General features: G+C 50.6%; 17 protein-coding genes, 1 tRNA gene and 2 pseudogenes. 7 read left to right on the top strand and 13 right to left on the bottom strand.

Features of this window, described 5'->3' with window-relative positions; all coding sequences use genetic code 11:
• The 5 genes from gspE to WCT94_RS04195 all read right to left on the bottom strand — a co-directional run bounded on the left by gspE (position 1) and on the right by WCT94_RS04195 (position 8,135).
• Positions 1-1,497, bottom strand: coding sequence for a type II secretion system ATPase GspE (gspE, locus tag WCT94_RS04215; RefSeq protein ID WP_336868125.1), 1,497 nt, complete (start codon positions 1,495-1,497; stop codon positions 1-3).
• Complete coding sequence (gspD, locus tag WCT94_RS04210; RefSeq protein ID WP_336868478.1) at positions 1,494-3,446, bottom strand: type II secretion system secretin GspD; 1,953 nt, start codon at positions 3,444-3,446, stop codon at positions 1,494-1,496. Before gspD ends, gspE begins: the two co-directional genes overlap by 4 nt.
• An 88-nt stretch (positions 3,447-3,534) precedes the next feature.
• Positions 3,535-4,398 carry a type II secretion system protein GspC gene (gspC, locus tag WCT94_RS04205; protein WP_336868124.1) on the bottom strand — a complete coding sequence of 288 codons (864 nt, stop codon included), beginning with the start codon at positions 4,396-4,398 and terminating at the stop codon, positions 3,535-3,537.
• Between the two features lie 50 nt (positions 4,399-4,448).
• Entirely contained in the window at positions 4,449-6,428 is a 1,980-nt protein-coding gene (locus WCT94_RS04200) for a glycoside hydrolase family 28 protein (protein WP_336868123.1), read from the bottom strand.
• Positions 6,429-6,566: 138 nt separating this feature from the next.
• The gene (locus WCT94_RS04195) at positions 6,567-8,135 is read right to left on the bottom strand and encodes a pectate lyase family protein (protein ID WP_336868121.1); all 1,569 of its coding nucleotides are present in this window, start codon (positions 8,133-8,135) and stop codon (positions 6,567-6,569) included.
• Positions 8,136-8,661: 526 nt separating this feature from the next.
• Between WCT94_RS04195 and gspB the strand changes: the two genes are divergently transcribed.
• Complete coding sequence (gspB, locus tag WCT94_RS04190) at positions 8,662-9,231, top strand: type II secretion system assembly factor GspB (protein WP_336868119.1); 570 nt, start codon at positions 8,662-8,664, stop codon at positions 9,229-9,231.
• Here gspB and gspS read toward each other — a convergent pair.
• A complete protein-coding gene (gene gspS, locus WCT94_RS04185) occupies positions 9,228-9,641 on the bottom strand; it encodes a type II secretion system pilot lipoprotein GspS (RefSeq protein ID WP_336868118.1) in 414 nt (137 codons plus the stop codon). The genes gspB and gspS overlap by 4 nt on opposite strands.
• 108 nt (positions 9,642-9,749) lie before the next feature.
• Positions 9,750-10,991 (bottom strand): alanine transaminase, encoded by a 1,242-nt coding sequence (gene alaC / locus WCT94_RS04180; protein ID WP_180741880.1) that lies wholly within the window; start codon positions 10,989-10,991, stop codon positions 9,750-9,752.
• Positions 10,992-11,346: 355 nt separating this feature from the next.
• Between alaC and dgcA the strand changes: the two genes are divergently transcribed.
• Together dgcA and WCT94_RS04170 are read left to right on the top strand one after the other, a co-directional pair.
• Positions 11,347-12,327 (top strand): N-acetyl-D-Glu racemase DgcA, encoded by a 981-nt coding sequence (gene dgcA / locus WCT94_RS04175; RefSeq protein WP_336868116.1) that lies wholly within the window; start codon positions 11,347-11,349, stop codon positions 12,325-12,327.
• A gap of 42 nt (positions 12,328-12,369) precedes the next feature.
• Positions 12,370-13,230, top strand: a complete 861-nt coding sequence (locus tag WCT94_RS04170; protein WP_336868114.1) for a D-amino-acid transaminase — start codon at positions 12,370-12,372, stop codon at positions 13,228-13,230.
• An 80-nt stretch (positions 13,231-13,310) separates the two neighbouring features.
• On the opposite strand, the gene WCT94_RS04165 is transcribed toward WCT94_RS04170, so the two are convergent.
• The gene (locus WCT94_RS04165) at positions 13,311-15,764 is read right to left on the bottom strand and encodes a DUF3772 domain-containing protein (RefSeq protein ID WP_336868112.1); all 2,454 of its coding nucleotides are present in this window, start codon (positions 15,762-15,764) and stop codon (positions 13,311-13,313) included.
• Positions 15,765-16,161: 397 nt separating this feature from the next.
• On the opposite strand from WCT94_RS04165, the gene WCT94_RS04160 reads away from it, so the two are divergent.
• From WCT94_RS04160 to WCT94_RS04145, 4 genes and pseudogenes are all read left to right on the top strand, one after another.
• A tRNA-Arg gene (locus WCT94_RS04160) sits at positions 16,162-16,238 on the top strand.
• 177 nt (positions 16,239-16,415) lie between these two features.
• Positions 16,416-16,664, top strand: a pseudogene (locus tag WCT94_RS04155) (Arm DNA-binding domain-containing protein); the annotation flags it as partial.
• Positions 16,657-16,922: pseudogene (locus WCT94_RS04150) on the top strand (DUF4942 domain-containing protein); the annotation flags it as partial. The pseudogenes WCT94_RS04155 and WCT94_RS04150, both read left to right, overlap by 8 nt.
• Before the next feature lie 21 nt (positions 16,923-16,943).
• The gene (locus WCT94_RS04145) at positions 16,944-17,249 is read left to right on the top strand and encodes a hypothetical protein (RefSeq protein WP_336868476.1); all 306 of its coding nucleotides are present in this window, start codon (positions 16,944-16,946) and stop codon (positions 17,247-17,249) included.
• 76 nt (positions 17,250-17,325) lie between these two features.
• Here WCT94_RS04145 and WCT94_RS04140 read toward each other — a convergent pair whose 3' ends face one another.
• The 5 genes from WCT94_RS04140 to WCT94_RS04120 all read right to left on the bottom strand — a co-directional run bounded on the left by WCT94_RS04140 (position 17,326) and on the right by WCT94_RS04120 (position 22,663).
• Positions 17,326-18,759 (bottom strand): FAD-binding protein, encoded by a 1,434-nt coding sequence (locus tag WCT94_RS04140; protein ID WP_336868111.1) that lies wholly within the window; start codon positions 18,757-18,759, stop codon positions 17,326-17,328.
• Positions 18,756-19,634, bottom strand: a complete 879-nt coding sequence (locus WCT94_RS04135; protein ID WP_336868109.1) for a TauD/TfdA dioxygenase family protein — start codon at positions 19,632-19,634, stop codon at positions 18,756-18,758. The genes WCT94_RS04140 and WCT94_RS04135 overlap by 4 nt, the downstream gene beginning before the upstream one ends.
• A 243-nt stretch (positions 19,635-19,877) precedes the next feature.
• A complete protein-coding gene (locus WCT94_RS04130) occupies positions 19,878-20,099 on the bottom strand; it encodes an acyl carrier protein (protein ID WP_010300175.1) in 222 nt (73 codons plus the stop codon).
• Positions 20,100-20,114: 15 nt separating this feature from the next.
• Positions 20,115-21,548, bottom strand: a complete 1,434-nt coding sequence (locus tag WCT94_RS04125; protein WP_336868107.1) for an AMP-binding protein — start codon at positions 21,546-21,548, stop codon at positions 20,115-20,117.
• On the bottom strand, positions 21,545-22,663 hold the full coding sequence (locus WCT94_RS04120) for a membrane-bound O-acyltransferase (protein ID WP_336868474.1): 1,119 nt from the start codon (positions 22,661-22,663) through the stop codon (positions 21,545-21,547). Before WCT94_RS04120 ends, WCT94_RS04125 begins: the two co-directional genes overlap by 4 nt.
• Positions 22,664-22,774 lie beyond the last annotated feature (111 nt).

Below are 22,774 nucleotides of genomic sequence, written 5' to 3'. Positions count from 1 at the left end.
TCATTCCTCTTTGGTTACGCGGATCACTTCTTCCCAGGTCGTGAGCCCCGCCAGTACCTTTTCCAACCCGTCCTGACGGATAGTGGTGCGACTTTCCCCCAGAATCTGCGCAATCGCCATTTCGCCGTCACTGCGGTGGATCGCCGCGCGGACGTCGTCATTGATCAACACCAGTTCATGAATGCCGATACGCCCTCGATAGCCGGTATAACTACACTGCGGGCAGCCCACGGGGTTATGCAGCAGCGTACCGGGCGCAATCCCCATCTGTGCGGCCTGAACCGGATCAACCGGATGCGGCTGGCTACAGTCAGAACACAGCGTTCTGACCAGACGCTGTGCGAGCACGCCCAGCAGAGAGGTTGAGAGCAGGAAAGGTTCGACGCCCATATCCTGCAAACGAGACAGCGCGCCTAGCGCGCTATTGGTATGCAGTGTGGATAACACAAGGTGACCGGTCAGCGATGCCTGCACGGCAATCTGCGCCGTTTCACCATCACGAATTTCACCTACCAGCACGACGTCCGGGTCCTGACGCAGAATGGCACGCAGCCCGCGGGCAAACGTCATATCCACTTTGGTATTAACCTGCGTTTGCCCAATGCCTTCCAGCTCATACTCGATGGGATCTTCCACCGTCATGATGTTACGTTCCGAGGCATTCAGGCGGCTGAGCGCCGCGTACAGCGTGGTACTTTTCCCCGATCCTGTCGGACCGGTGACCAGAATAATGCCATGTGGACGATGGATCAGGCTGTCCAGCCGCTGACGATTGCGTTCCGACATGCCCAGCAGTTCAAGATCGAGCTTAACGCTGTTTTTATCCAGCAAACGCAGCACGACACGTTCACCGTAGTTCGACGGCAACGTCGAGACACGAACGTCAATCGCCCGTCCCCCCACTCGTAACGCCATGCGTCCATCCTGCGGGATACGTTTTTCCGCAATATCCAGCTTCGCCATGACCTTGATACGCGATACCAGCAGCGACGCCAGCTTACGCTGTGGACGCAGGATTTCACGCAGTACACCGTCGACGCGGAAACGGATCAGCAAATAGCGCTCATACGTTTCGATATGAATATCCGACGCTTTATTCTTAATCGCTTCAGTTAGCATCGCATTGATCAGGCGAATAATCGGCGCATCATCATCGGCATCGAGCAAATCGTCGCTGTCTGGCAGTTCTTCCACCAGCGTATAGAAATCCATCTCATTGCCGATGTCTTCCATCAGACGGCGCGCTTCTTCTGAATCGCGCTGATAGCTAATGACTAATTGCCGCTCAAACTCGTCTTCCGTCACGCGCTCAATCTTAAGCGAACGGCCCGCAATCCGACGCGCCTCCAGCAAGGCGGCGGGCGGGGTTTGCGCGACGCAAATTGTCTGTAGACTCTCATCGTTTTCCCGCTGCAACAGCAAAATTTGCTGCGATCGTGCATAGGCAAACGGCAGTATGGGGCGTAATTCTATAATCTGGGAGGCGACGTCACTCATTTCCCGCCCGCCGGATAAAACGCCACAATAGAGGACTGAACCTGACGGAACGTATAGGCGTTCCCACCTTCCGGCAAGCGCAATAAATCGTTATCCAGCAGATTAGCCTTCCCGCCATTCGCCTCTTGCTGTTTCTTTTCTTCAGCATTGAACGAATGATACTTACTGGCAGAGGCGCTCTGATATTGGCTGCGATCGCGAATAATGGAAGGACGGATAAACAGCATCAGGTTGCGCTTTTTCGTTTCCGTGCTGTTGGAACGGAACAAATATCCCAACACGGGAATATCGCCCAACAGAGGCACCTTACTCGCAGATTCATTGGTACTTTTATCCAGCAAGCCGCCCACCACCACGGTTTCACCGCTGCTGACCAGTACCGCGTTATTAACAGTACGCGTATTGAATGTTGCCCCCAGGTCGGTGCTGCTGCTGGACGCCGCATCTGCCACGCTGGAGACTTCCTGTTCGATTTCCAGCAGAACGGAGTCACCTTCGTTAATTTGGGGCTTCACTTTCAGTTTGATACCGACCGTTTTACGTTCCACCGTTTGGAAAACGTTGTCGCCGGATGTCGTCTGCGAACCGGCCAATACCGGCACTTCCTGACCGACGTTAAACGTCGCTTCCATATTGTCCAGCGTCACGATACTGGGCGTCGCCAGAATATCGTTCTTACTGTTTTTGGACAGCGCCGTCAGCAACATGCTCCAGTTGCCCTGATAGAAACCCGCGGCAATCCCGTTGAAACCGCCAAGCGCCGTTGTCGCTGCTGTGCCAAGCGTTCCATCGCGTCGGAACTGATCCGCCCCCGCCATCATTGTCGTGATCGGTAGCCCGGTGTTCGTGAACTGCGTTGTCCCGGCATTTTTATTCGCCCATTGCACGCCCAGATTCATGCCATCGGCATCCTGAACTTCCGCGATAATCGCTTCGACTAATACCTGTGGACGGCGGATATCCAGTTGTGCAATCACCTGTTCCAGATCGCGCATAATGTCAGGCGCAGCATTCACAATCAGGGAGTTGGTTTGCTCGTGTGCCTTAATCGAAATGTCTTTGCGCAGCGCGGGCAGCGCATTTTGCTGGTCGGTTTGGATGCTGTCGCCAACGCCAGTAAGCACTTCGACCAGATCGGCCGCTTTCGCGTATTTAAGGTAGATAACTTTGGTGTTGCCCTGCACCGCCTGCTGGCGATCGAGCTGTTTGATCATATCAATCACGCGCTGGCGCGAATTCGGCTCACCGCGTACCAGCACCGAGTTGGTCCGTTCATCCGCCACCACATTGGCGGTCAGCATCCCCGGCAAGGCGGATTTCTCATCCATCTTGTTCAGTTCATTCACCATCTTCACCACTTCCGTTGAGGAAGCGTAAGACAGCGGTATGCTGGTCACATTCCGATCGCCCGTCTGATCAACCCGTTCGACTATCGTCATCAGCCGCTTGATCACACCCGCGCGGCCAGTCATCAGCAGCACGTTCGACGGTTCGTAATGCACCACGCTCCCGGCACCGGCGTTGTCGTTCAACTGACGCAGCAGCGGCGCCAGATCGCGAGCGGCGACGTTGTTCACTGGCACGACGCGCGTCACGACTTCATCGCCAATGCCCGGCTGATCGTCAGTCGCCAGCGGCATAGACGTTGATTTCGCATCCTTCGAGCGAATGATTTTCAGGACGTTGTTATCCATCGGAATAACGGTAAATCCATAGACATCCAGCACGCTCAGGAAGAACTGGTAATACTGTTCTTCATTCATCATGTCATAGCTACGTACGGTAATCGTTCCGCTGACCGATGGATCGATAATGACTGTCTTATTCAAATTCTTACTGACGGTATTAATAAACTCCTGAATATCCGTGCCCTTAAAACTGGCGGAGAATTCAGCGCTCCACGCCAATGATGACGCCATCAGCAAAACGCTCCCGCTGAGCAATAACATGCTCTTGCGGCGTACCTGCTCAAGCCATTGGTTTTTATGTTTTGAAAAAACCTGACGCTTAAAAAATCCCTGTCCCTTGCTAAACAAATTAGTGGTCTCCATCCAGTGCCAGATATATATCCTGCTGTTGACCATCACGCTCGACGGTCAAATTAAATTTGCTCATCCCTGCCAGTTGCGCCATCGCCTGCTGTGCTTGATCCGCATCGCGTAAATCCATGCCGTTTAATGACACAGCGAGATCGTTATCCTGCAAGCCTGCGCGGTAGAAAAGATCGGGATTTTTGCCGGGGTTTAACTGATATCCTTTCAGTACGTCTTCTTCCGTGACGGGAGAAATGGTGAGGTAGTCCTGCGCCGAGAAGGGATCTTTTTGTATTTCCTCTTTCACCTGGCTAAATGCGCCAGCAGACGGCGGCGCGTCAGCCGCCTTTTCTTCCTGATACAAATGCAGCGCCTCATAGCGCCCCTGATACTGAAGCACGACACGATCGGCAGAGATAGTCACAATTTTGGCTTCATAGCCCGGAATGGCATCGCCGACGTTGCGACTGTATTGCTGACTATCTTTAGCGATGATGGCAATCGAACGCTTGGCGTCTTCACTCGCCAGAACCCCAGTCAGGCTAATATTTAACGATGTCAGCGGAATATCACCGGACAGCGCGGCATCATTAACCGCAGAGGCATCCGCATCGGGAGCATGGCCAAACAGGGTAAAGTCGCCCGGCGTAGCGGGCTTTTCTTTTGCCTGGGCAGGCGTGACCGCCACGCCGACAAGGCGCGAATCTTCAGGCAGGAGAAAACGCCAGGTCAAGACGGCCAACTGCTGGCAAATCAGCAGCAAAATCAGCCCCAACACGATACGTCGAATCAGCGGAGCTGGCAGTGACCGAAAAGTGGCAACCAACGAATTAAAAGACGGTTCTTTGAAAGCTTGCAATCGTGCCATAGGTAATCATCCATAATATTCCCCACGCCCATAGGCGTGGGGAAAATGCCTTATTCCGTTGCGGCTTCCCGGGTGATGGTTTCATCACCGCTGGTCGTCAGCGCGGCATCATTATTTACACGGTCTTCGAGCCTGATATTTTCAATATGACCGAAATTCCAGGCTCCCGGTACATTCTCAAAAATGACATTCTTAAAATCACTGTTCTTCAGGAACGTAATGTCCGTGGCTTTTACACTTCTGAATTTTACATTCTCAAAATGCAAGCCTTGATGATAAGCATCACGTTCGAAAGAAAACTTATATGCATCAGCCATCTCAGCGACGGTCATCCCATCGACCAGAATACTGTTTTTCTTCGCTGAACCATCCACCGTGACGTTGGAAACGGTCACATCACGGAACTGTGCAGGTTCGGCGGCAGGCTGGGTATCGTTCACGTCCGCTTTATATTTAATCGTGAACACGAACGGCTCGTTGACAATATCACGCATCGCGTTATTACGGAATACCACGTCACGCGAGCCGCCACCATAATAGGGTCGACTCTTCATGCGCAGGCCAACATCCGTCTTATTCATGACGTTATCTTCAGCAACAATTTTTTCAATCCAGGCACCAGTATGGCTACCCGTGACCACCGCACCGTGTCCGCGACGGAAGTAGTTATTGAAGATCCAGGCACCGCTCTGCGCTTTTTGCCCCAGCGTCGCCACCTCGGCGCCGTACCCTGCCGCAAAGTTTACGCTGTCATCACCCGTATCGAAAAAGTTATTGAATACCATGACGTTTTGGCTGTTGCCGAATTCAATACCGTCTGCATTATTCGCATCATACGTCGTGTGCACCAGCGCATTCATCGCCACATTTTCGGATTCCAGCACCATTACACCGTGGTAAGCCGGGTTCAGAATCGTCAGCCCTTCCAGATACATGTTACTCACGCCGCGCAGCGTCATCAGGCTAGAGCGTCGGTTTTTGTACGCCTCATCCAGTGACATGCCTTCATTAACAGCTTTTGCCGTTTGGTCTTTTGCCAGAATACCGTCACTGCCAACATTGGTCGCTTTGCTCGCACGGTAGAGCGGCAATTCATTCTTTAATTCATCAATTTCAGTAATGTTTGTATCGCTGGCTTTGATGCCACGCGTCCAACCATTGCCATCAATCGTACCCTGCCCGACGATACGGATATTTTTAAATGTACCTGCATGGCTATTGCCCCGATCGTCGGCTTCCAGCACGTTAATCAGTGACGGTGGGCGCTTAGGTAATTGAGGTGAAGTGTAAGGGTAGAGATAATAGCCGCGAGCGAGCGGGTAATCGTCGCCATTTGCCGACCCCAGTAACGTAGCCCCTTTCGCGACTTCAAACGTCATGTCGCTATGCAGGAACAGCGCGCCGGTTTTAAACGTTCCCCCTTCAACCACGACTTTACACCCTTTCGGATACGCGGCTGGTGTACAATCGTCAATTGCCTTCTGAATCGCCAGCGTGTCGTTGGCTAGGCCATCCCCTTTCGCACCGTAGTTGGTTACATTCAGTGCAGCTGGCGTCGCCGTCGTTTTCTGCACGACGGTTTCACTATCTACGGATTCTTTGCCGTCGTCATAAAGCGCGCGCACCGTGAAGCGATATTCCGTTTCCGGCGACAGATTCGTCACCTTAAAATTATGAAAGCTGACGCGGACATGCCAGTTATCAGTATCAATCGCATTGTAGAAATTATCGATATAAGGCTTGGCGGGCGAATGGGTGTTTTGGTTATCAATCGTGCCGCCCAGCAAGGTTCCATTCATATAGACACGGTAATCCTTAATACCCGCAGCAGGTTTGGTCGGTTTTTCCCAGGCAAGTACCACGCTACTGTCATCATAGGCCAGCGTCGGCACTTTAAGATTTTGTGGCGCAGCAGAACGATCAACGCCCACATTCGGCGTTGAGTCGCTATCGCTGCATCCGGCAATCAGGCTGCTCAGAACAAGTGTCGCGCAGAGCGTAAGGCGAGTACGAGGTAAAAAGTCAGTCATAACATTTCCTGTATTTTTACTATTATTTCGCCCGACGCCTCTCTCCCTGCGGTAGGATCGTGCCACAGGACGATAGACATCGGGCAGAGGGTTTATAGATGAAAAGTTAAATAAAAAATAATGAATGAGATCAGATAACTACGGCAGCGTAATCTCCAGTTTTCCCGCCCCGGCATTTTCCAGCACATATTTCTCAACGGCGGCGATGGATTTCCCGGCGCTGTACGCATAAGGCGGACTCCATTCCAATTCATTGGTGCAGGTTTCCAGCGCCCATGCGGGTACTGCTTTGCCAGAATTCGTAGCGGCGGCCTTCTCGGCGTCTTGCAATGTGCTGCATTTGTCTAATGCGATTTGATTCAAATTACTTGCCGGGTTGCCATTGAACCAGGAGCCGTTGTCTTTAAATTTGCTTCCCTTGTAGGCGCCAATAATCAGCTTTTCATCCGCGCCGCCGCCCTGGAAATTAAACACGTTACTTTCGGAAAGAATGGATGAATCGAACCCCATCCCAATGGCATAAAGAATAGGGTAATTCGTATCCGTTGCCCCACGATGGTAGTTATTGAGCAAATGCACCTGACCAAAGCGCACTCGCGGCGAACGCTGCACGCTGTTGTCCCATAAATTCCCTTCAAAAGTGATTCGGTATTCCCCTTTATCACCATCACCAGAGCCAATTAATACCGTTTTGTCATGCTGGGCGAAAATGTTGTAGGAAATCGTCAGGTAGTCGGCCCCATCTTCGATATCCAGCAAACCATCGTGGCGTTGGATATGTTTGCCAAATAACACTGGTTCCTGATAGTCAGGATGTTCACCATCCGTAAAGGTGCAGTGATCAACCCAGACATTTTTGCTGGCATTAATCGATACCGCATCATAACGGGCATTCCAGTTTCCTTTATCACCGTCGCTGGCATCCCAGGCCGGGGCAAAATCGCGCGGAGCCTGGAACGTAATATTACGGATAATGATGTTGCTGTTATCCGTTTTGCCAAACGTGTGGCTTAAGGTGTTGAGGGATAAATAGCCTTCCACCAGCTTCGCTTCGCTACCCACGCCTAAAATAGTGGTATTCGGTGGTACCTGAAATTGAATCTGCGCCTTCTGGTTGTTGGCATACTGCGAACGTTGACCATTTTGCTTCTTAAGCAGGCTAAGTTCAGCGCTAGCCGCCGCCGCATCGCTGCCACCCGCATCCGCCGTCGCTTTCAACTGCGCCATATAATCCTGATCGAACGCTTTGACATATAAATCAAAATCAAACGTTGTTTTATTCGGCTTAGTTTTATAATACTCAGCATCCGCATAGCGTCCATTACCTAAATCATCGCCGCGGATAGTGCCTTGCCAGTAGATAATTTTGGGTTCTAATTTTGCCTTCAACTCCGCATCGGCATCGCCTGCGATATAAAGAGGGCTGCGTATATTATTTAACGCATCTTTTAATTCCTGGCGGCTGGTCACGACATAAATGCTATTTTCATGTGCGCCTTCGCCCCCCGTCGTTGCATAAAATTTACCATCCGTATTCTGATATTGTGCAGTCCAGCCAAACGGTGCCGTTTTCACCTGTAAATCTGGCGGCGCCGCTTCTGCCACTGGCTGCTGACTATTATCACACCCAGAAAGTACGAGCCCAGAAAAGACAATAGCTACCGCACAGGTGCGTAAACGACCAGTCCCAATAACCGCTCTAAACATTTTATCCCTCAGTATTTTTTAATTATCAAAATAGAAAAATAAATCCGCATAAAAACCTGCGATATTAATCGCATACTTTAAAATTGCTTTTATTCGTCATTTAGCGGTAGTTCGATACATCCCTTATTGATAAAAAAGCAGCGCAATACCTGTAGTAAAAACCACATAATAAAACTGCCGATTTAACACTCTGGATGGTTAATTAACTGATTATGGCGCCTCCACATTTATTGACTATAAAAAACCAAAAAGAAACGTTATACCTACAAGGGTAAAACGTGGTTTCATTAAAGCAAATTCGCACGTTTTTTTTGCGACCGGCATCAAGATTCCATCTGTGATTATTATGATTGTAATAGTTTTTAATCAAAATGGAGGAACTGTCACATAACCGAGAGATTCAGTTTTCTGGCTCTTTCTATTTTTTGCAAAATAAGGCAGACGGCACCATCCTACTCACCTCACTTTCGTTTATGATGTGATGCTACACGACCCCAAATATGCCCTAAAAATGAAGGATGAGCGCGTGGATAACGCAACGGACGCACCGACACACACACAGCCAGCGCTGCTTACCAAATACCCCATGCCTGGGTATTTGATGATTATTTATGCTCTGCTTTTTATCGCACTTGGCTGGTTCAGCCATCAGCGCTGGGGGAACCCTACGTCTCCCACGACCGCTTTAGCAGTTCAAGCCGCGACCTTGCCTGCAGCAGAGGAACAAACGCCAGCAACGCCTGCGGCGACACCTCATCAAGAAGAAGCCCATGTCGATACGCCTGCACCGTCAGAGAAAAGGACTACGCTGCCGTTGCCAGCCATCAGCAATGGTGAAATTCCCCCGCTGACCTACAGCGCACACGTTTATACGTCAGATGAAGCTAAACGCAGCGTCACGCTCAACGGTATGCAATTCCGTGAGGGCGATTCGCCAATAGAAGGGTTGACCATAGAACAAATCCAGCAGGACATGACCATTTTCAGCGTTGAGGGCGAGGTGTTTATTCTGGAGGCGTTGGAGGATTGGCCGGGCGGAAAATTCAACGAGAATGAACGTTCCGCCGACGATGAAAGTGGAAGCGCTGCGCCTTAACCGTGACTGCGGATAGCATCAATAAATGGCGTCAACGTACGATTAAATTCCGAACACTGCGTCTCTTTGGGCGTACTGTCTTTTAATAACCCTTGATACAGGCTTTCACTGCGCTGCGGTAAAGCCTGATAGCTCGCGACATTCCAGCCTCTTTGTTTCGCCACAGTCAACGCGACATTCACAATCGTCGCATCATCGGGGAGATCGCTGCGGTTACACTTCGATTTCAGATAGCGGGTGGCCGCCACCAGTGATGACAGCTGATTCAGTTGATCGTTAGGAGAGACCGTTACCGCAGAAGACTGGCCTGCCACCGTTCCTTTTTGGGCAGACGTTCCTGTTTGTTGGCACCCGGCCAGCGTGACGCAAAGCAGCGTTAACGCAGTAATTTTAGACAGAGATAACGACATGAAGAACTCATCCTGATTGAGATTAACGGTAGGCATTCTAGCAAATGATAAGCCGCTGTCACGGCATGTTTATGTTGCTCCCAGTCAGTTGACTGGGAGCCGTGATGATTAAGCTGCGGAGCCCTTGCTTGATACCGGTTTGGTCGTCGGTAAGATGCCATCGGCGCGGAACATGGTCTTAATACCGCGCACGGCCTGCCGGATACGATCCTGGTTTTCAATTAAGGCAAATCGAACATGCGTATCGCCATAATCGCCAAAGCCAATGCCGGGAGAGACGCAAACCTTCGCTTCCGACAGCAGTCGCTTGGCGAATTCCAGCGACCCTAGGTGCGCATAGGCGTCAGGAATTTTCGCCCAGACATACATGGACGCTTTCGGTTCATCAACCATCCAACCTGCTTCATGCAGACCGCGAACCAACACGTTACGGCGCTGACGATACTGCTCGGCAATATCCAGCACGCATTGCTGATCGCCTTCCAACGCGGCGATCGCGGCAACCTGCAACGGCGTAAACGTGCCGTAATCGTGGTAGCTCTTAATCCGCGCCAGTGCGCTAACCAGCTCAGGGTTGCCGACCATAAAGCCAATACGCCAGCCCGCCATATTGTAGCTTTTTGACAGCGTGAAGAACTCCACTGCGATGTCCTTCGCACCGGGAACCTGCATAATTGATGGTGCTTTCCAGCCGTCATACACGATATCGGCATAGGCCAAATCATGGATCACCAGCACGCCGTACTGTTTCGCCAACTCCACCACGCGTTCAAAGAAATCCAGCTCAACGCACTGCGCCGTCGGGTTCGACGGGAAACCGAGAATCATCATTTTCGGCTTCGGGATACTCTCGCGGATAGCGCGTTCTAATTCGTTGAAGAAATCGACGCCTTCCACCAGCGGCACAGAGCGAACCTGCGCCCCGGCAATCACTGCACCATAAATATGAATCGGGTAGCTAGGGTTTGGCACCAGTACCGTATCGCCATGATCCAACGTTGCCAGCATCAGGTGCGCCAGCCCCTCTTTGGAACCAATCGTGACAATCGCTTCGCTTTCAGGATCGATATCAACCTCATAGCGATCGGCGTACCAGCGGGAGATCGCACGACGCAAGCGTGGAATACCTCGGGAGGTCGAATATCCGTGAGTGTCTTCGCGTTGTGCAACCGTACAGAGTTTTTCCACGATATGAGGAGGTGTTGGGCCGTCAGGGTTACCCATGCTGAAATCAATAATGTCTTCGCCGCGACGACGCGCAGCCATTTTTAATTCAGCAGTGATATTAAATACATATGGGGGAAGACGATCGATGCGCGTAAAACGGCGCGGAGAAGTAGAATCAGCCATAACATCCTCAAATTAACGTGAGCGCCCGGACCGTCCGAGCGACGCAGTGCCTGTAAAAAGGCACTCTACTCAACATCACTCAAATCGCAGTAAGCCCGTTTTTGTTGATTACGGCGGTACATGCAACCTGAAGTGTGATGAGCTTACTCAAGCTATCTCAGATAATTCTCCCTGTCGATACCGCGCTCATAAATTTTTCCCTCCCGCAATGAAGCCCCATCAATTTCTAACGACTTATCGCGAAAAATGAAGAATATGCGCGGGAAGAAGCATTACACTTGATGACCCACTCAGGCCTTGCAAACAAGGCACTTACCCCCCTGAAGCACAGGACGGTTAACCCGAGAGTAAGCTTATGATCGAGATGCGATATTTCACCGAGAGTTGGCCAATAAAGGGCGCATTTACCATCTCACGCGGCAGCAAGCGTCAGGCAGATGTCGTTGTGGTAGCGCTCCAGTCCGGCAACGTGGTGGGCTACGGAGAATGTGTCCCTTATTCACGCTACGGCGAGTCCCTCGACAGCGTAATGGCGCAAATTGGCTCACTGCACAGCGACGTTCGTAACGGTTTAGATCGGGAGACGCTACAAACCATCCTGCCCGCAGGTGCGGCGCGCAACGCGCTGGATTGCGCACTCTGGGATCTGGAGTGCAAACAGCATCAGCAACGCATTTGGCAGCGTTTGAATCTCCCCTCGCCTATGGCGCTGGAGACGGCCTATACCCTATCGCTGGATACGCCAGATCGTATGCGGCACGCCGCAATACACAATGCCCATCGTCCCCTTCTCAAATTAAAACTGGCAGATACAAACGATCTGGCCAGAGTTGCCGCCGTTCGCGAAGGCGCGCCCTTGGCCCGTCTGATTGTGGACGCCAATGAGGGATGGGACACCGAACGTTATCTGACGCTGGTTCCTGAACTCGCTGCACTTGGCGTAACGATGATTGAACAACCTTTCCCAGCAGGCAAAGATGATGTGCTGGCAGACTTGCCCCGCCCGATTCCCGTCTGTGCCGATGAATCCTGCCATGACAGCCAGTCGCTGTCCGCTCTGGTCGGCCGCTATGACATGATCAACATCAAGCTGGATAAAACCGGCGGGCTAACGGAAGCCCTACGCCTGCGCAACTACGCACAGGCACAAGGTTTAAAAATTATGGTCGGCTGCATGGTGAGTACATCGCTCTCGATGGCACCCGCGTTTGTCGTCGCGCAAGGCGCCGCCGTGGTCGATTTGGATGGCCCGCTGCTCTTGCAGCGCGATCGTACTAACGGGTTGCACTATAACGGTAGCGAAATATTACCGCCCGACGCATTATTGTGGGGATAACGCGCGTTAACCTGCATTGAGCAACTATTAAGGAGTGTTGTGATGCAACGTCTTGTTTATGTTGATGGACAGTATGTAGAAGAAAATGAAGCAAAAATTTCTGTATTTGACCGTGGTTTCCTGTTTGCCGATGCCGTCTATGAAGTGACGGCGGTCATCGATGGCAAGCTGGTTGATTTCGCCGATCATATCACTCGCCTGCAACGCTCCTGCCGCGAGCTGTCGCTCACGTTGCCTGTCACTCCTGAGGCACTCAAAACCATTCACGATGAGCTGATCAATAAAAACGATCTGAAAGAAGGCGCGATCTATTTACAGCTTAGCCGTGGCAATGCCGGCGATCGTGATTTCTATTTCCCTTCTGCTGACGTCAAATCCACGCTGGTGTTATTCACTCAGGCACGTTCGCTGGTCGGTAACCCGAAAGCCACAACGGGCCTGCACGTTGTCACCACCGAGGATATTCGCTGGCAGCGCCGAGACATCAAAACCGTCAGCCTGCTCGCCGCCAGCCTGGCAAAAGAGTATGCCCATGCCAATCAGGCCGACGACGCTTTCTTTGTTGAAGACGGTTTCATTACCGAAGGCAGTTCCTGCAATTGCTACATCGTCCTGCATGACAACACGGTTGTGACCCGCCCACTCAGCAACGCTATTCTGCACGGTATTACGCGTCAGTCGCTGCTCAAGCTGGCAGAAAAGGAGGGCATTACGCTGGAAGAACGCTTTTTTACGCCGGAAGAGGCGTATCACGCTAAAGAGATTTTTGTCAGTTCAGCCACCATGCTGGTTCTCCCCGTCGTAATGCTGGATGGAAAAACGATCGGCGACGGTAAGCCCGGAAAAATGACTCAGCGATTGCGTGAAATCTATCTCGATATGATTAAACAGCAGGAAAAATAGCCGCGCTTCACATCCTGTAAGCACGGCTTCGATGTTCATCCGTTACCCGTTCACTGCCGGATAACGGATGGCTGAGCACATTATTTATCCTCACCCGACATGCCGTCAGGCAGGGCAAACCCTGAGTTCTCCAGCACCATCTTCTGCGGTACGGCCAGTGGAATATTAGATTCCCGCAGTCGCTTGATAATCGCAAACAACAGATCGCTCTTCGCTTCCGATACCATTCTCGGGCTGCTGACATAGCCCGTTACGCTCAGCACCATGCCCGTTGGGTTCAACTGGCTAAACTTCACTGACGGTGCTGGGGTTTCCAGAATCGCATCGTGGTTAATATAGGCATCCAGTAACAGTGTCCGGACTTCTTCGGGATCGATATCCAGCGGGAACGTCAGCGCCAGCGTGGCAACCCCAAACGGATTCCCCATCGTAATATTGCGCACATTCTGCGAAATAAATTGGGAGTTCGGCACGATCACCGTCGACCGGTCGCCAAGCTGAATTTCCGTCGCACGCACGTTAATCCGCCGGATATCCCCTTCCACCCCGCTGATGCTGACCGAGTCCCCTACTTTCACCGGGCGCTCCGTCAACAAAATCAGGCCGGAGATAAAGTTTTTCACTATCTCCTGTAAACCAAAACCGATACCCACCGACAGCGCGCTGACAATCCATGCCAGCTTGTTCCATTCAATCCCCAATGTCGCCAACGTCAGCAGGATAATCAGGATGTAGCCGATGTTGCTGAACAGCGTCACCAGCGACGCACGGATTCCGCGTTCTAACGTCGTTTTAGGAAGGAACTCATCTTCCAGCCAGCGTTTTGAGGAGCGTAAAACATAAACCCCCACGACCAGAAAGAGCACCGCATTGACCAGATGCGCAGGCACAATGCTCAGCGTTTCCAGCCCTTTTCCGCCCCAGATTTCAACGGCTTTTTGCACCAGTTCCAGCGGCGTCGTGGTGCCAAACGTGCCGTTAAGTAAGGCAACCGCCGCCATTAAAATTAAAAGCACTTTGCCGCTGGCCGACAGAATCAAGGTGGCCTGAGCCAGATGACGGTCGTCCAGATTAAGCGAATTTTTCATCCGCTTGCCGCTGGCATTGTTAGGGGAAAAGAGGCTTTCGCAGATATCAGTAATAAAGGTTGAGAACAAATACAGGCAGGAGAACACCATGCCAATCCACACCAGCTCGAACGCCAGAAAACGGGCCAGTGAGATATAACCGATGACCAGCGACACCAAAATCGAGAACGCCGTTGCCAAGACCGCAAGATGAATAACGCCGGATAACGTCGAACGGGCTTCCGGCTGCTCCCCTGAGTGCACCATCTGCCGACGAATCTGATCGCTTTTCAGCGCTATCGTCCCTGCGGTGAATGCGAGAAACAGCGCAGATAAGCCGTTAACCATAATGGTTGCCGCGACCGATGTGCCCACCGTCGCGGTCACTTGTTCAATAAAACCAAAGATCAGAATAATGCCTGCGGCAACCACAGGAAACGGCTTCATGGCTTTTGCGACGGGGTTAGCAATCGCAGGCAAACGCCAGGAAGGACGCTGATTCGAAAGGAACGCTCGCCCTAATCCAGCCACCATCGAGCAAAAAATAGCCTGTCTCACCAGCGCATCAAGGAACGACACGACGCGTTCAGAAGCCTCACCGTGGCGCGTAAACGTAAAATCGATCAGATTTACCGCAATACCGATCGTGACCACAGTTGAGATAACCGACGCCGTAGCTAAAAAACTCCGCCGCAGGCGCCCTTCTGGTAACCAGTTAATTCCCGCCCAGGCCAGACATTTCTCCATATACCGGCGCCCTGCCGAGCTCATGACCATAGCGATCAAAATCAGGAATGCCGAACCGTAACGCCAGTCTGGCTCCCAGGCCACCGTAAAGGCATCGCTTATCTGATCCTGAAAGGCACTCAGGCGACGGACATCTTCGGCCTGCGGAGTCACAACCGGTGCCCAGAAGCGCCCCCCCAGAATGCTACCGGAATTCAATGCCAACTGCGTTTTCAGCGCATTACGACGCAGAGTAACAATTTGTGCTGACAGGTTGGACGCTCCATTGCGTAACGCCTGAATCTGCTCGCTCTGCGCATCCATTTTTGCTTTTTGCGTATTCAGACTGTTTCGCTTACGCGTCACTTCGCTGGTTTCACTAATGCTGGATCCGGGTTCTGGCGCAGGCCCTAAAACATCCAACTGAGCCTGAATTTGAGCGCGCTGCGGTGCCACCGCATTAGCAAGCTCATTGGCGCTATTCACCAGTTCCTGCGTGGTGTCATTCAACGCGCCAAATTTGCTGTCGTTATTGGTGCCTGAAACCTGCTGCTTGATGTTATCTAACTGTTTTTGCAGCTTGACCAACTCGGCATCAACATTAATTTTTACTGGCGCATCGGTCTGCGCAGGCTGTGGGTCAGGATCAGAATCCGCATTCGCCGCTGCTGCATATCCAACAGGCAGCATCAACATCGCCAGCAGACAAACGCGCAAGAATGCGGATGAAAGAATGTTCATAAATCAAAAGGTTCCAAAGTTCGACAAAATAGCGGATCCACAAATGACCGAGCGATAAACCCGGTACGTGAAAGCAGCCCACACTCATCCAAAACCCAACGAATGCGGCCATAGTGTACCAACAGCGTGGAGTGCAGAATACGTCCGATCATAACTTGAAAAGAATTACTGAACGCATCCAGCAGATAAAACTGAAATTCTCACTGCTATATGTAGTTCATGTGGACGAGGCTCGCAATTGTGCAAAAAAGTCACACCCAAAAAAGCGACATTCGCCAAAGTTGTACAGGGATTCACCGTATAGCGTAAATCCAGCGCCAACCCGTTGACTCACTGGGACGTGTGGGTATAATCCAGCCCACTGTTGTAACACGCAACAGCCATTTCTTTTTGAAATGCGCCCTTAGCTCAGTTGGATAGAGCAACGGCCTTCTAAGCCGTAGGTCACAGGTTCGAATCCTGTAGGGCGTACCATTTTACGTTCTCCCAGATTTTACCGAATTCAACAAAACCCCGTTATATTCATTGATACCACTAGGATTTTCTGTCGCTGAGCTCTATCGAGGTCAACCCAGCATATCGGAAATCAAGTCGATGTTGGGGGCCTCTATGGGGGCTCTTCTTGTTCAATGACTATTAGGGGCCCCCACGATGCCACTTAATGCTCGACAGATAGAAACCGCCAAGCCACAAGACAAAGAGTGCAAACTCACTGACGGCGCAGGTCTTTATCTTCTGATAAAGCCGAATGGAGCCAAATATTGGCGTTTGAAGTACCGCGTTGCAGGGAAAGAGAAAAAATTATCTATCGGTGTCTATCCTGATATCTCGCTGGCAGAAGCAAGACTAAAACGGGAGGAAGCTCGTAAAATCGTCGCTTCTGGTGGCGATCCTAGTGAACGGTAAACCCATCCCTGACAACCGTGGCAATATCTCTACGCGATTGATGGAACATATCCGGGAGAATCCAGCGAAGGAAACTTACGAAGATGAATTCTTCAGTATTCGTTACTTCAGAAGGGAACCGCGCATTTGACCTTCAAACGCCTGGAATTGGTTGAGCTTATGAACGACATCATAACTAAACACTATCCAAAAATACTATCGAGTAAGAAAACCAAGGTACGTATACTTAGTAAGAACATGACAATAACGTAAACATCAGATGAATGGATTTCGATTAATAATATTAATAATGCTAAACGGATTTTAGATGAGAATACCAAAGTGCTTTATGGCATCTTTGGTGTCATTAGTTCTTCTGGCTATTTCCCACCTTTGCCCTTTCTGAATGAATTCTTCCTGGTTGGCAGTGATCCATGTGATCAAGATGGAAGAATGGGTTGTTGGCGTCCATTCACCCTTATACTCTCGGAATATGAAGTGGTAAAGGAATGGTGGTTTGCATCTCATCCGGGTACAGTTGAGTCACAACTTGGTTGTGAATCTTGGGGGGATTGGGTTCAAGAGATCCTCGAAATGTAAGTGTAAGCCCCACGCCAAACCGAACCATTCACTTTAGACGGCTCAGTGCAATCTCACTGAGCCGGCAACGTTTATTCTATTGAACTCGCCAGTCACTGAAGTAATGACCGATCGCGGCAGGGTGGTCGAGAGGAGCGGTGGCGGCGATATAGCCATCTGGCCGAACTAACAGATATTGATCGGAATAGGGGCTACTTCCCGCTTCAATGTGCAGAACATTGACGATATCAGGCAGTGATGCCGGTACATCTGCCGTGCCAATGATGAGCAAACTGTAATTGCGATAATTTAAATGTGAGTAAATGCGGTTTGGCTGACTGGATTGAGAATCACGCCACATAAAATCATGCAGCCTTTCGCCAACACGCCCACCTGTTCCATAGCGAACGCCCATACCCGTGATGTAACCCGCACGTTTTTCGACAATCTTGACGTAATCATCGGCATGGGTGCCTGTCTCTGAGGTTTTGGTTGAACGCACGAGTTCCGCTGACGTTTTTACCACTTCCAGCGCGACCGCTTTTCGCTCTGTTTCGTAAGTCTGCAATAGCGTTTGGGGGGCATGATGATGGGTAATCATCGCGATTTTCCAGATGAGGTTAAATGCATCGGCCAACCCGGTATTTAACCCTTGCCCACCATTTACCGAGTGAATATGGCTCGCATCACCAGCGATAAATAATTTATTTTCAAGGATATAGTGTTCTGCTACAGACTCTTTAACCGAGAATTGTGAATACCACTCAATAGACTTGAAGCGCAGACGGTGTGGTTGCAGAGCATGGTTAATTTTATCTATCGCCTGCTGTTGCGTGAAATCCTCACTCTCCATCTGGATATAGAAACGATCAATCTTACCTTCACGTGGTATCCAGGCGACATCGGCGGTTTCTGCCTGGAAAACAATAATTTCCGGTACTTTTGGGAAATCAGTTTCTATTTCACCATCAATCACGGCCCAGGTAATTTGTGGCCGCGTGATCTCAAACGGGATAGCAAAGTGTTGGCGTACAAACGATCGTGAGCCATCTGCACCAATCAAATACCGGGAGCGAACGATCTCGCCGCTAGAGAGCGTGGTGAGGCAGCCGTCTTCCTCAAGCACAATATTTTGCACAGAGGTATTGCGGCGCACGGCGTTATTTAGCGCAGTGAGCTTATTATCGAGCGCTTGTTCTACATAAGCCTGACCAATCATTAAAAAGTGCTTGTGAAAACAGCCGTCTAAAGCATCCCACCAGGTAGACTGACGTGAAATAAATTTACCTTTTGACCAGACTGAGCTGGTATTGCAGGTTTTGCCCAAGGGATAAAGCTCATCGAATAAACCGATAATTTCAAACAGCTGCAAACTACGGGCGTTTAGCGCATCAGCACGGCCTACCGTTAACGGCCCTGATGATTTATCGATAATGACGGTGCTTAAACCTGATAGCTGAGCAAGATAGGCACAGGCCAGACCAACAGGCCCCGCGCCGATAATCATGAGATCAACATGCTGTGGTTTCATGACGGCTGCACCAAATGTGGGTTATTCAGTGGCTGTTTAGCATGGATGTGTACCCGACGTAGATGACGACCACTCTGGCTGGCATACGATTCGCGACCGTGTAATAACGAGTAGTTATCTGCAATGACAATATCGCCGCTTTGCCATTGGTGAGCATACTGAACCCGTGGATCATATAAGGCTTGTTGCAAACTGCTGAGTAATTGCTCTTGCTCTTCAGGTTCAATGCCTGAGAAATGATAAGTGGACGGGTTCAAGAATTCTTTATCACCCGCAATCGGCGGCTCACAAAAACGAATCACGGGATGAGTGCGGTAAGGGTGTTGCTCGATAATAGGCGCCTGCGCGGTGCTGCTGTATAGCTCGACGGCGCGCTGATATTGACCAGTTGCACGCTGCCACAGCGCTTTGGTTTCGGGTGACGCCAGACGTAACGCCGTGGTGGTACTCGAAAACGTGGTTCGCCCACCCTGCCCTTCGCCAACGGCTGAGACGCATTGAAAGACCTGTAGTTCAGGCACGGTTTTAAGGTACATGCCATCCCAGTGCAAGGGGACGTAGTTGTTAGCAAAGATATGGTCGGTAGCATCGGGTTGTTCAACCAGTTCCAACACGGCACCAAACGGCCATTGCATAATGTCACCTATGGCCGCGCAGTATGTTGTTAAATTTTCTGCACTCGTAAAACTATCAAAGCCCCGCAGTACCACTAATTGTTCGTTCTCTACTAATGTACGCAGCCAGGTAGGTGATAATTCACCAATATGCACGCCTGACTGTTTAGGCTCAATACGCACACCAAAATGACAGGTTTCACCTTGGGAATGGGTTAAAGGCTGATAATCGAAGCGATCTTCTAAAGTGAATGAGTCCATTTTACTTCTCCGTGTATTATCCATTGTTGAAAGATCTTTTCAGATAATATCGGCAACAAATATTCAACACCACGGATACAATTTTAATAATTAGGAGGGTTTGAATAGAGAATTACTGCCCTCCTCTTTTCACTACTATCTAATGATGTAATGGACCTTGATACTCCCCCCACAATTAAAAAACCCCAGATAAGCCTATCCGGGGTCTTTAAATAACGAGAAAAAACCGTCGCCGTTTCAGGCTTAGCCGCGGTTCTCTTCGATGTAGCGCGCCAAGTCCGCAGGGGTTTTCAGAACGGTAGCGACTTCGGTCGGTGGGATCACGCAGCCATAAACGTCCTGCACTTCCAGCACCAAGTCGACCGCCAGAATAGAGTCGAGAATATCGGACTCAATCAGCTCATCGTTAAAGCCCACTTTGCGGGATAAGATCTTTTCAAACAGCGCGAGTATTTCCTGTTCCATCATTTTTCCTGAGTATTAGATCGTGCGGGCATGGGTATCCAGCAGCTTACGGTCAATTTTGCCGTTAGGGTTAAGCGGCAACGCATCTTTGATAATAATTTGGGAAGGCACCATGTAGGGCGGAATCACCTTCGAGAGCGACGTTTTAATCGCTTCAGGCGCTAAATTCGTCACACAGAACGCCGCAATGCGCAGAACGCCGCCGCCTGATTTCATTAGCGGCAGAACCACCGCTTCACTGATGTCGGACATCGCCAGAAGGCGATTTTCAATCTCGTTGATTTCAATGCGGTAGCCATTCAGTTTTATCTGGCTGTCATTGCGCCCCTGACAGTATAGCAGCCCGTCTTCGTAGCCCAGATCGCCGGTTCTGTAGCCACGGAACGCTTCGCTTTCCCGATGCAGCAATTTTTCCGCATTCTCTTTCGCCAATCCAAGGTAACCGCGCATCACGTTTTTACCCCAAATGATCAACTCACCTTCAGCGGTAATTTCCATTCTGGAATCCGGCATCATCGCGCCGACCGGCAGCAAGTCGTTGTCACTGTGCAGGATTTCATCGGTGATTTCAATAACGGTGGTCGCGATAGTCGCTTCCGTTGGACCATAGGAGTTGAGAATTTTGGCATGCGGGAAGCGGCGGCGTAGCTGCTTGACCAGCGCTTTGTTTAGCACTTCGCCAATGAACACAAAGACATTGAGTTCAGGTAAATATTCACTGTTGAACTGGGGAGAAAGCAGCTTCTGGTAAGCAAAAGAAGGCGTTGACACCCAGGCGGAAACGCCGTTGTCTTTCAGGCGATCGAGCCAGTTTTCTGCCGCGATATCCTCTTTCGCATTCAGAACGATATGCCCTCCGGTTGCCAGATTCGCCAGCAGAGGAATCAAAGAGAGATCGAAACTGAACACCGCATGGTTCATCAGCACCGGCACGTCCGGCAGCGAAAAGTCCTGACGCACCCATTTCATGAAGTGCCACAGGCTTTCACGTCCGATCTGCACCCCTTTAGGTTTTCCGGTGCTGCCGGAAGTGAACATAATATAGGCGAGATCCTGCTCCACCAGCGCCTGTCCGGCTTCTCCGGTCGCAATGAACTGTCGGGTCGCGACATCATAATAGTAAGGCGCGCTCGCCAGATGACAAATCTCGTTAAGCCGCTCCTGCGGATAGATGCAGTCCACCGGGATATACGGAATGTTATGCAGCAGACAGCTATAGATCGCCACGGCAAACTCCGCCTGCTGATGCCCATATAACACGACCGGCGGCCCCGCAGGCTGCTGACATTGCTGATAGCGTTGCGCCCAGTCTGTCACCGCAACAGATAGCTGTTGCCAGGTCATTGCTTCATCGCTGCCGCTAATCGCCAACCGATCAGGGTTAGCGGGGTTAAGCAATGCCGCACGGAGGAAATCTTGCAGTTCCTGAAGCTCAGAGTGAAGGTTCATAGAGGAGACATTCCGCTAAAGATGTAGAGGGAGGCCGCAGCGCTTGCCAGCGTCAGAATTCGACCGATGAACACAATAACCGGATGATGTAGACAATTGCTCAGTGCTGGGCTGCGTTTGGCTGACCACTGCAGCATGTTGTGAGCAACGGAAATGGCGCCAAACAGCGCGCCGCTGATGACATAGTGTCGTTCAAGCCCGTTCCATGCCCCCATACAAAACAGGGTGCAGAAGATGCCAATATTCTGCGCCAGCGTTTTGTTCTGTCGGAAAAAGTCGAGCTTCATCAGATTCATATAAATCGGCATAAAGACCACGTCCCTCAGCCATTCAGACAGGCTGATGTGGAAGCGCCGCCAGAAATCCTGCGGGTTTTTAGCCAGAATAGGCAGATTAAAGTTTGCCGGGATATTCAGGCCAAATAAGCGCCCTGCCCCGATAGCCATATTGCTGTAGCCGGCAAAGTCAAAATAGAGATAGGCGCTGTAGGCCAGCGACATCACGATGCCAACGGTTAACGTAAACGGGCGATGGCTCCACGATTCAATCACCAGGTTATTGACCAGCATGGCAAATAAGAATTTCTGAATAATGCCGGTAAAAATCTGCTCCATCGCCACTAAAAATTGCTCACGGGTGATCGTGAAGACCGGTTTAGTAATGTCATTAACCCATGTCCGCCAGCGATACATCGGGCCGGCCAGAATAATAAAAGGCATAAAGAGGTAGCAAAAGTAATGCAGGAAATGCTGACCATCTTTTTTGCTGCGATAAAGCAGCACATCAATGGCGCGGAAGGTCATAAAGGACAGGCCGATCATGCCCCAGTGGTTGTTGAGGTGTAATTTCACCAAAAACAACGGCAGCAGCGTCAGGCTGACTGCCTGCCAGGTTTTTAACCACCCTTTCTCTTTTAAGGTGACCAGAAGATAAAAGCTCAGGAAAACCGCCACGGGAACAATATAATCCCCCTGGAAAATATATCCCCAACCTAGTACCGCCAATACGGAAAAGGCGGATAAATACGTCAGCCGATAACTGAATACGCGATTAACCAGCGCAAACAGTAACGCCGATGAAAACAGAAGGAAAAAAAACATTCCGGAGCTGTACATCATTCATCCTTCAGAATTTTTGATATTCAAAATGCACTTTTAAACTCATACTTTCATCAACAGAGGTCCATGCGACGATGGTGACTGCCAGAAAGAGATAAAGGAAAAAAA

It is taken from the genome of Pectobacterium sp. 1950-15 (genome assembly GCF_037136835.1).
Lineage (GTDB): Bacteria > Pseudomonadota > Gammaproteobacteria > Enterobacterales > Enterobacteriaceae > Pectobacterium.
Note: the sequence above shows the minus strand (reverse complement) of the source record. Positions and strands in the feature narration are given on the sequence as shown.